Raw genomic sequence first — 10,023 nt, forward strand, 5'->3', positions numbered from 1 at the left:
CGGCGCCGCCGCCGGGCTGGCTAAGCCACTGTTAGGTGGCTCAGCCAGCATACCCCGTGTATAACACGGAGGCTGACGAGGGGTGGCTCCGCCCCCCTTCGATCCCCTGGGAAATGCACGCGCCTGATGCCGCGTTGAGGTCGCGGGCGGCGGCTTCGGAATCGGTCGGCTCGTCCGTCTCGGAGCGGCAGCCATTCACCGGCGCATGTACCCGCAGACCCGTTGGCCCTGTAGCGGTTCTTGTCTACAGGATGATTCGTAGATACGTTGATCTACAACTTCTTTTCCGGAGGAGCTTGTTGCAACCCGAATCGTCGAACCACGATGCAGATCTGAGGTCTCTCCTGACGAGAGCGGCCGCCGCCGCTTCCTACTCGGGAAGAAAGATGATGGAGTCCGCCGGCCTGAGTTGGCAGTCGCTCGCTGCATGGAAGGCCGGAACCCGAAGGCCCCGGGCCGAGAGTATCCACGCAGTCGGTCACGCCCTGCTGCTCCGCGGGGATCGGATCCGACGGATTGGCTTCGAGTTGATTCGGGCCGCTGAGCGGGAATCCGGTCACGGAAGGGTCTCCCCGGTGACCGATGATGGCCCGCAACAAGTCCTGTTCGCTCCGTCAAGGGCCACCGATGAGACGCTACGGCCCTCGGCAGGTGTCGGTAGTCCGAGGGGTTGAGTCGTGGATCGCGTAACGCGCGAGCAGCGTAGCAGCATGATGTCGGCGGTTCGCTCCAAGAACACGAAACCGGAACTCCTCGTTCGTAAAGAGCTACACGCCCGAGGCTACCGATTCCGGCTGCATCGCCGCGATTTGCCGGGCACCCCCGACATCGTATTCCCGTCCCGGAAGTCCGCGATCTTCGTCAACGGCTGCTTCTGGCACGGGCATGCGTGCCCGTCAGGCGCGCTACCTGCCACCAGACGAGCCTTCTGGAAGGCGAAGATCGACCGCAACAAGGATCGGGACGCCAAGAGCCGGGGCGAACTCGAAACGGGCGGGTGGAGCGTCCTTGTGGTGTGGGAATGTGAGCTACGGCAACCGGATGCGGTGGATCGTATCGCCTCTTGGCTTGATGCGGATCGAACCCGCGATCCTAGCCGGAATGGCGCACCATGAGGGGTTCGGAGCAGCCGATTGCGGTCGTGGATCTGTTCTCCGGTGCCGGAGGTATGTCCTTTGGCTTCAAGGCGCACGGCGCATTCGAGATGATCGGCGCGGCCGATGCGGAGATCGGCAAGCCCACTTCCGGCAACGGGCGGTTGCAGTGCAACACCACCTATCGCAATAACATCGGAATCGACCCCAAGCGGATCGACCTCGGGGAGGTTGCTCCGACCGATGTGCGCGGCGTATTGGGCATCGGCGAGCGTGCGGTCAATGTCTTGAGCGTGTGTCCACCTTGCACCGGCTTCACCCGAACCAACCCCCAGAATCATCTGCGGGACGACTGCCGCAACGGGTTCGTTCCCAAGGCCGCAGACTTCGCGGTGGCCTTGGACGCGGACATCGTAGTAATGGAGAACGCGCGCGAACTCATACGCGGCAACTTCCGGCACCACTACCGCGCCTTCCGCGAATGCTTGGAGAACAGCGGCTACAGCGTATTCGGGCGGAACTACCTGCTAAGCCGGTTCGGGCTCCCACAAATCCGCGAACGGGCCATTGTCATCGCTACCCGCGAAGGGCTGCCCCTCTACACGCTGGAGAGCTTGTGGGACGGCTGGAGCGTGAAGGAAAGCGCCAGCACGGTTCGTCGGGCGCTCTCGGTCGCCTCGGGAGCGAAGGACGCAGACCACCGTTACCCAGGATTCGGATCGGAAACGGTCAAGCGCCGACTAGCCGCCATTCCCCGTGACGGCGGCTCTTGGATGGACCTGTTGGACCATCCTGAAGCCGAAGAACTGCTGACCGGATCCATGAAGAGGATTGCGGCAGCCGAGAGATTCGGGTCTTATCCGGACGTCTACGGTCGGATGGCTTGGGACAGGCCCGCCCCTACGATCAAGCGCGAGTGTGCCCATATCGGGAATGGGAGGTACGCCCACCCGGAACGGGACCGGCTTTGCACGGTTGCGGAAATGGCAGTCCTCAACGGGTTCCCCCACAACTACCGGTTCAACGGCTCGTCGCTGGCAAACACTTACCGTCATATCGGGGATGCGGTTCCCCCGCTGATTTCCTATCAGCTCGCGCACCTCTGCCGCTGGATCCTGACGAACGAGCGGCCCAGCATCCTGGAGCTCGTCTTGGCCGACACGAGTCTGCGAGTTTCCGATCTGTTGGGCGAAGCGGCATGACTAGCCCACCGGACTCCACGGAACAGAGATACCTCGACGAGCTACTCGCTGCGATGCGTGGTCCCTGCGAGGCCACGTTCCCCGCATACCCGGTTGCCGATACCCTTCCCGAACTGAAGTTTCCATCCGACACGCCCTCCGCTCCAACCCCGTCATTCCTCAGCGAGCGGTTCGAGAAGGAATTCCGCACGACACTGCTCATTCACCACTACTTTCTCAAGGCCCCGCTGGCGAGGAACTCGTTCGAGGCGGCGTTCGTTCGGGCGGCGCGCGCAGGGGGTCACGACATCCAGAAAGCACCCGAAGGTCAGCGCTTCTGGGATGTCGAGATGGACGGCCAACGGATCAGCCTGAAGTCCACGTCAGCGAAGGACCTACGAGTCGGATCACTGCACATCTCCAAGCTGTGTGAGGCCGCATGGATCCAGGACGCCCGCAGTGCCTCCCACCGAGAAAGGAACACCAAACAGTTGTTCGCAGAGTACACGGCGACGGTGAACGCCATCATTCAACTGCGGCTGTTCAAGAAGAAGGGGCTCTACGAAATGGTGAGGATACCGACCTCCGTCTTGGCTCAAGTCGCCGATGTCCCTCGTGTCGAATTCGCGTCTGAAGGCCCATCCATCGGCATCCCGGTTGGCCAAGATCCGCCGGACTTCACGTTGAAGCTCGACAGATCAGACGCGAAGGTCACACTGGCGAGAATCGACAAGAGGGTGTGTACCGTCGAAGGAACCTGGCGGCTCGCACCGCAGACACCGCGTTAGGCTAGCTTGGTCATGGCGCGTCGGAGATCTCGACCAACTGGACCGACCGAGCCGTGCGAGCGATACGTTAGGCTTGCTCCTCTGGATGTCGAGCAAGAGATGGCCCTCGCGCTTTCTGCCCGGGCTTTTTTTTCTCCGTCAAACTACCAGAAGAGCTGCCAGACCATCGGCAAGGTACCATCATCCCGCAGCATCCTCCCGCTGTCAGGTCTTGACTTCATGGAGTTCCTGAAGGCTACCGAGCTGATAGGAAATCCTGATCGATACATCTACCAAGTGCGGCACCTGCTCGAACGAATGACAGCGAACAACATCCTCGTCGAAGTATCCGGGGCCGACTCAAGCTACGTTATGATGCCCAAGAGCTACTACGCCCTGAGCGAGATTTCGACGATACGCAGTGCCGGTACGCTCTGGCTAGGTAAGACACTGGGTGGCCGATTCCTCCACCGCCAGATTTCGCCTGCGATCGTACAGATCGCAGGCAAGAACGCCGAAGGTGAGGCCAGAGCCGGTAGCGGACTCGTCTTCGATCCTCATCACATCTTGACCTGTCGCCATGTCGTTTCAGAAATGCAGGTTGACCAGACACAGAGCTTCCAAGGCCGCGAAATCGCGATCGACGCTAAGGCTATCGCCGAGCACGAGGCTCTCGATGTCGCCGTTCTGCACGTCCCAGAACCGCTTCACGCGGTCGCAGGGCTTGCGTTTCTCGAACCGTTCGTCACGCAGACGGTATACACTTTCGGGTATCCTCGGATTCCTTGTGCGCTGCCTACGGAAGACGGCAACTCGCCCCTCGTCGTGCAGCGGGGGGAGGTGACTGCCTCCGCAGTCTCCATGATCGGCACCGCGGACCTCTTCCTCTACTCGGCGATTGCTCGTCCTGGCAACAGCGGAGGTGCGCTCGTATCTGACGAGGGGTATGTCGTCGGCATGGCAACCGATCTCACCGAAGGACAGTACTGCGACGTGTCGCCGTTCTTGCCGCACTACGCGGGCATCCCTGCCCAAGTCATTTCGCGCGCAGTCGACGAAATGGACTTGGGAGTGCAGGTCCCGTACGAGACCTTCGATTGACCGTCGCTTCGGTCGGAGGCGCTGGGTCCGGCGCGGCCCTTCATATCGAGGACAGGCAGTTTCGTGGACTCCGGCACGGCGTCCAAGCGGCGCAGCCCATTTGTCGGAAAGCTGTGGGCGGCTCCGGGGAGGAGGGTGCCAAGTAAGCGTTCGGTCAGGCCGTGGAGGAGCGGTTCGGTCGGCATCCTCCTCGCAGTCCCGATGGAGGTGGAGAGGCCGCTCGTCGGCGGATCGGTCGCCACCGTGGACGAAACGCGGCGGGGATTCAAAGCTACGACTTCACCGAACGCTTACGGTCCGGGGAGGTCTTCGGAGGCCCAATGTGTTCCCGTTCGAGAACATGGATGGAATGTGGGGATACCGGACCACGCCATCTCTAAGTGATTTGTATAAATAGCTTTATGCGACCACATCTACGAAGGTGACGATCACGGCGAGCGACGACGAGCGGGCGACGGCGACCCAGCAGGTGAGCGTGACCGTGCCCCAGCCGAACCGCGCGCCCCGTCCGGAGGGCGCCATCCCCGCCCAGACGGTCGAGGTGGGCCGAGGCGCCACGGTGAACGCTTCGCGCTACTTCAGCGATCCCGACGGGGACGTGCTGACGTATGCCGCTTCGTCGTCCAACGGAGGGGTCGCCGGAGCCTCGGTGTCGGGCTCGACGGTCACAATCACGGCCGTGAGCCCGGGGAGCGCCACCATCACCGTGACCGCTCGCGACCCGGACGGTCTCACGGCGACGCAGCAGGCCCGCGTCACCGTCCCGCAACCCAACCGCGCCCCGCGTCCGGTGGGGACCGTCCCGTCCCAGACGCTCAATCCGGGCGGCAGCGCCACGGTGAACGCATCGCAGTACTTCAGCGACCCCGACGGCGACCCGCTGACGTATTCGACGATTTCGTCGAACTCGGGCGTCGCCACGGCGTCGGTGTCGGGCTCGACTGTCAGGATCAGGGCCATGAATGCCGGGAGCGCCACGATCACGGTGACCGCCCGCGATCCCGGCGGATTAAGCGCGGCGCAGCGGGTGAGCGTCCGCGTCCAGTCGGCCGGAGCGCCGGATCTGGCCGTGTCGGTCTCGCCCACCAGCGTGAACGCTTCGCCGGGCGACACCATTCCGGTCACCTTCACGGTGCGCAACCGCGGCAACGCGGCTGCGGCGGCAACCACCTTGCGCGTCCTGCAATCGAGCGACGCGACGATATCCACGAGCGACTCGGAGTTGGGGGAAATCAACGTCCGGGCGCTCGCCGCTCAAGGCACCTTTAGCACCGACGGGCTTCGCATCATCTTACCCCCCAATGCCTCCGGCACTCTCTACTTCGGCGCATGCGTCGACGCGGTATCCGGAGAATCGAACACCGGCAACAACTGCTCTTCGGCGCTCAGGGTGACCGTGGACGGGTCAGGAGCGCCGGATCTGGAGTTCACGAACGTCACTCCGACCTCGGTGACAGGGTCGCCGGGTGGATCGGTGCAAGCCGACTTCACGATCGAGAACACCGGGAACGCGACGGCGCCGGCCACCACGATCCGGCTCTACCGGTCGAGCAACTCGACGATCTCGACCAGCGACAGCGAGATCGGCACCACGGCCTTGCCCAGTCTCGGTGCAGGGCAGAGCGGGACCATCACGGGAACCGTTCGGAATCTGAGTTCCGGCACGTTCTACTTCGGGCTTTGCGCCGACGCCGTGTCCGGCGAATCCGACACCAACAACAACTGCTCGCGGGGCGTCCGCGTGACCGTGGGTGGCTCCGGCGGCCCCGATCTGGTGGTGGCCGTTTCGAGGTCGAGCGCGACGGTGGCACCGGGAGGCAGCTTCTCCTACGGCGTGACGGTGCGCAACCAGGGCGGGGCTTCGTCGGCTGCGACCCGTCTCAGGAGCTATGTGTCCTCCGACGCGACCATCTCGACGAGCGACAGCGAGTTCGGAAACCCGTTCAACGTGCCTTCACTGGCTCCCTCCGCCGAAGCTAGGGACACCATCACCATCACGATCGGTGCCAACGTGCCCCAAGGGACGATCTACGTCGGAAACTGCGTCGACGCCGTCTCCGGCGAGTCGAACACAAACAACAACTGCTCGTCGGCCATCAGGGTCACGATACAGACGGGCAGCAGCAGCGACACGACGTACACGACCGGGCAGACAATCGAGACGCTGCCGACCGGCTTCTGGAGTCCGGACCAAACAGATGGCGGAATCGTCTTCCAGTTCTCCAACGGCGTGGCGACGGTGCGGTTCAGCGGCACCAGTTCCTACATCGTCGAAAACAATATCCGGTACAGCTGCCTGAGCACGGGCGGGTGCGAGATCGTCAACCGGCAGGTGACCAAGGGCAGCATCCGGGCCAGCAGGCAGTCGGGCGGCAGCCTGATCGCAGAACCGCAATGGCAAGGTCTGCTGCAAGCGGTCGGCGCGGACGGGGCGTTGGTGCCCGTGCCATCCAGTGACGATCCGCCGCGCATCCGCGCGGTCGAGGGCATCCTGCGAATCAAGCCGGGCGGCGAGCCCGAGGATGCCGGTCCGGCCCGGAGCGCGGTGGTCGGCGCAACTATTCTCGTCACGAAAGGAAGAGCGCCATGAACCGTGTTCGACTCCGGGGGGCCGTGATCGCCTTCGTTCTCGCGGTTGCCGCGTGCGCCGAAATCACGGGCGCGTCCGCGTGGCAATGCGACGTGACCCTCTCCATGGACAACCGCACCGCATCCGGGTCCGGGTCGGGCTCGACGCAGCAGGAGGCGCTCGACGAGGCGCTGTCCACCGCCTGCGCCCGGCTCGGGCTCGCGGGCGCGGCGCTGAGCCGCTGTGAGGCGGGCGGGAATCCGGGCGCGGCGTCCTGGTCCAGCAACTACGACTGCGAGACGACTTGAGGGGCCATCCGCACAGGTCGCCATCGCCTCGACCGCGGTTTCTCCGCTCACCGATGAGAAACGCTAACGACCCGGCGCGCACGGGCACGGCCTTGCTTGTCTTGCTGACAGTGGCCGCTTGCGGCGACAGCACTGCGGAGCCGTCGCCCACCGCTCCTGATCCGCCCCGCGCGACGAGAGTGACGGTCACGCCCGCGACCGCCCGGCTGACGGCACTGGGCGAGAGCGTGCGGCTCGCGGCCGAGGTACTTGACCAGAACGGACAGACTATGGCGGGAGCCGCCGTGACCTGGTCCAGCAGCGCCACCGCAGTGGCGACGACGGACGAGAACGGGCTAGTGACGGCGGCGGGCAACGGGACGGCGACAATCACCGCGACCGCGGGCTCCGCTTCGGGCTCGGCGGCCGTGACCGTGGCTCAAGAGGTGAGCGCGGTCACCTTGACGCCGGCCGTGGACACGCTGGTCGTGGGCGACACGCTTCTGCTCACTGCGGCGGCGACGGACGAGAATGGACACGAGGTGGCGGGGTTGGCGTTCGTTTGGGTGAGCGAGGACACGCTCGTGGCCGTGGTGGACAACGCGGGTGTAGTCACTGGGATCGCCGCCGCCGACGTGGTGGTCACGGCCACATCGTCGGGGATGACGGGTGCTGCGGCTCTCACGGTGGTGCTACCGGTACCGACAACCGTCGGGGTGACGCCCGATACGGTGGTGTTCACGGCCATCTCGCAGACCGCGCAGCTGGCTGCGGAGGTGCGGGACCAGATCGGACGAGTCGTGACAGACACACCCGTGTCCTGGGCGAGCGACGACACGCTGGTGGCAGACGTGGATTCGGCGGGACTGGTGACCGCGGCAGGCAGCGGCACGGCGGCGAGCGCCGCCCGGGCGGGTGAGACAGGCGCAGAGGCGCTGGTGATCGTGATGCAGTCGACGGGTTCGGTTGTCGTGTCTCCGGCGGCAGACACGGTCGCGCTCGGAGACACGCTGAGGCTTGTCGCAGCGGCCCTCGACGGCAACGGGCACGCGATCGAGGGAGCAGAGTTCCGTTGGTCGTCGAGCGACCCCGGCGTGGCGGCCGTGGACGACTCGGGGCTCGTTCGGGGCCGAGCCGAGGGCAAGGCCACGATCACGGCGTGGTCGGAAGATGTTCAGGGCACTTCCGAGATCACGGTCGAGAACACGGACCGGGCGACGCTGGTGGCGATCTACCAAGCCACGGACGGGCCGAACTGGCGGGACAACGCCAACTGGCTGACCGACAAGCCCCTTGGGGAGTGGTACGGGGTCGAAACGGATGCGGACGGGCGGGTCGTGGTACTGGATCTTTCCGGCAGTCAGGATATACACGCGCCGGGCCAACCCATTGTGAGGCAAGGTCTTTCGGGCTCGATTCCGCCGGATTTGGGCAATCTCGCCAAACTGCGAAGTCTCCAGTTCAGCTACAACAACCTGAGGGCAGGAATCCCCCCTGCTCTCGGCAATCTCCCAAACTTGGAAGTGTTGCGGCTAAATGACAACCAATTGACCGGCCCGATTCCCTTCGAACTCGGCAATCTGGCCAAGCTGGAGACTCTGGACCTTGCCCGCAACGACCTTTCGGATCCGATTCCGCCATCAATCGGCAACCTGCAAGACCTGACGTACTTGTGGCTTAGCCTCAACGACCTTTCGGGACAAGTCCCAACCGAACTCGGCAATTTGGCCAAGCTGGAGATTCTGGACCTTGCCCACAACGACCTTTCGGGCCCGATCCCGCCATCAATCGGCAACCTGGCCAGCCTGTGGAGACTGGCTCTCTACAACAACAGCTTGACTGGCCCGATCCCTCCCGAACTCGGCAACCTTGGCAACCTGAGGCAACTGTGGGTCAGGGACAACGATTTCTCCGCCTCACTTCCGCCTGAGCTTGGAGACCTTGGAGGGTTGACGTCGATTGATCTCCGCAACAACTCCCTCTCTGGCGCGATCCCCGACAGCTTCCTGCAACTCAACAGCCTGTGGTCCTTCGAGTTCGGCGGGAACGCCGGTCTCTGCGCGCCGGGCACGTCTGCCTTCGCGAATTGGATTGAGAGGATCGAGCATCGCGACGAGGGGCCCTATTGCAACGAGGCGGACGCGGCGGCACTGGAACTCCTGTACAACGGCACGAACGGCGCGGCTTGGACTGCCTCGGATGGATGGCTGAGCGACCGGGCCGTGGAGGAATGGTACGGGATCACAGCCGACTCCCTGGGTCGGATAACGGCGCTCGATCTGACCCGCAACGGCCTGACCGGTCGGCTGCCGGGCGAACTCGGCAACCTGGCCGCCTTGACCCGCCTGCGGATCGGGGACAACGCGCTGGCCGGTCGCCTGCCGGCTACCCTCAGCCGCCTTTCGCTTGTCGAACTCCGGTATCCGGACACGAAGCTGTGCGCGCCATCGGAGGCATCCTTCCAGACGTGGCTGGCCGGTATACCGTCGCATGAAGGCACCGGCGAGGAGTGCGCTCCGCTGACGGACCGGGAGATTCTTGAGATCTTTTACGACGCAACCGGTGGACCAAATTGGACGAACAGCGACAACTGGCTCAGCGACACTCCGTTGCGCGACTGGTTCGGAGTGTATGCTGACGGCGAAAGGCTGGAACACCTGTTCCTCAGCGGGAACAACCTGAGCGGCCGCCTGCCACCCGAACTCGGCAACTTGGGCGACCTGACCGTGTTGTGGATCGCTGAAAACGACCTCGGCGGTCCGATCCCCCCGGAACTGGGCGACCTGACCAACCTGACTCAGCTGCATGCCTCCGTAAACAGCTTCACGGGGCCGATCCCCGCCGAACTGGGCGATCTCTCCAGCCTAAGGTGGCTGAACCTATTTTCCAACGATCTATCAGGTCCGATCCCACCGGAACTACAGACAATTTTGTAAACTGCTATGTGTCAACGTGTTACATAGTATATTGCTATGCCCGTACCACTTACAGTATGCAGAAATGAGCGGGATTTCATGCGACGGC

The 10,023-nt window shown here is 63.9% G+C and carries 7 protein-coding genes; all 7 read left to right on the top strand.

Translation table 11 applies throughout. The features are described from left to right. Nucleotides 1-710 precede the first annotated feature (710 nt). The 7 genes from F4X11_10370 (at nucleotide 711) to F4X11_10400 (ending at nucleotide 9,935) form a co-directional block, all read left to right on the top strand. Nucleotides 711-1,115 carry a very short patch repair endonuclease gene (locus F4X11_10370; protein MYN65418.1) on the top strand — a complete coding sequence of 135 codons (405 nt, stop codon included), beginning with the start codon at nucleotides 711-713 and terminating at the stop codon, nucleotides 1,113-1,115. Beyond that, the gene (locus F4X11_10375) at nucleotides 1,112-2,296 is read left to right on the top strand and encodes a DNA cytosine methyltransferase (GenBank protein MYN65419.1); all 1,185 of its coding nucleotides are present in this window, start codon (nucleotides 1,112-1,114) and stop codon (nucleotides 2,294-2,296) included. The genes F4X11_10370 and F4X11_10375 overlap by 4 nt, the downstream gene beginning before the upstream one ends. Further along, nucleotides 2,293-3,063, top strand: a complete 771-nt coding sequence (locus F4X11_10380; protein MYN65420.1) for a hypothetical protein — start codon at nucleotides 2,293-2,295, stop codon at nucleotides 3,061-3,063. The genes F4X11_10375 and F4X11_10380 overlap by 4 nt, the downstream gene beginning before the upstream one ends. A 12-nt stretch (nucleotides 3,064-3,075) precedes the next feature. After that, nucleotides 3,076-4,143 (top strand): trypsin-like peptidase domain-containing protein, encoded by a 1,068-nt coding sequence (locus F4X11_10385; GenBank protein MYN65421.1) that lies wholly within the window; start codon nucleotides 3,076-3,078, stop codon nucleotides 4,141-4,143. 421 nt (nucleotides 4,144-4,564) lie between these two features. Continuing rightward, on the top strand, nucleotides 4,565-6,733 hold the full coding sequence (locus F4X11_10390; protein ID MYN65422.1) for a hypothetical protein: 2,169 nt from the start codon (nucleotides 4,565-4,567) through the stop codon (nucleotides 6,731-6,733). Further along, nucleotides 6,730-7,020 carry a hypothetical protein gene (locus F4X11_10395; protein MYN65423.1) on the top strand — a complete coding sequence of 97 codons (291 nt, stop codon included), beginning with the start codon at nucleotides 6,730-6,732 and terminating at the stop codon, nucleotides 7,018-7,020. The genes F4X11_10390 and F4X11_10395 overlap by 4 nt, the downstream gene beginning before the upstream one ends. Before the next feature lie 53 nt (nucleotides 7,021-7,073). Next, nucleotides 7,074-9,935, top strand: coding sequence for a hypothetical protein (locus F4X11_10400; protein MYN65424.1), 2,862 nt, complete (start codon nucleotides 7,074-7,076; stop codon nucleotides 9,933-9,935). The last annotated feature ends 88 nt before the right edge of the window (nucleotides 9,936-10,023 follow it).

The organism is Acidobacteriota bacterium (genome assembly GCA_009861545.1).
Lineage (GTDB): Bacteria > Acidobacteriota > Vicinamibacteria > Vicinamibacterales > UBA8438 > WTFV01.

Bases quoted from the DNA above. Each gene is read 5' to 3' on its own strand.
- F4X11_10370 (MYN65418.1), top strand. From the start codon at position 711: ATGATGTCGGCGGTTCGCTCCAAGAACACGAAACCGGAACTCCTCGTT.
- F4X11_10375 (MYN65419.1), top strand. From the start codon at position 1,112: ATGAGGGGTTCGGAGCAGCCGATTGCGGTCGTGGATCTGTTCTCCGGT.
- F4X11_10380 (MYN65420.1), top strand. From the start codon at position 2,293: ATGACTAGCCCACCGGACTCCACGGAACAGAGATACCTCGACGAGCTA.
- F4X11_10385 (MYN65421.1), top strand. From the start codon at position 3,076: ATGGCGCGTCGGAGATCTCGACCAACTGGACCGACCGAGCCGTGCGAG.
- F4X11_10395 (MYN65423.1), top strand. From the start codon at position 6,730: ATGAACCGTGTTCGACTCCGGGGGGCCGTGATCGCCTTCGTTCTCGCG.
- F4X11_10400 (MYN65424.1), top strand. From the start codon at position 7,074: ATGAGAAACGCTAACGACCCGGCGCGCACGGGCACGGCCTTGCTTGTC.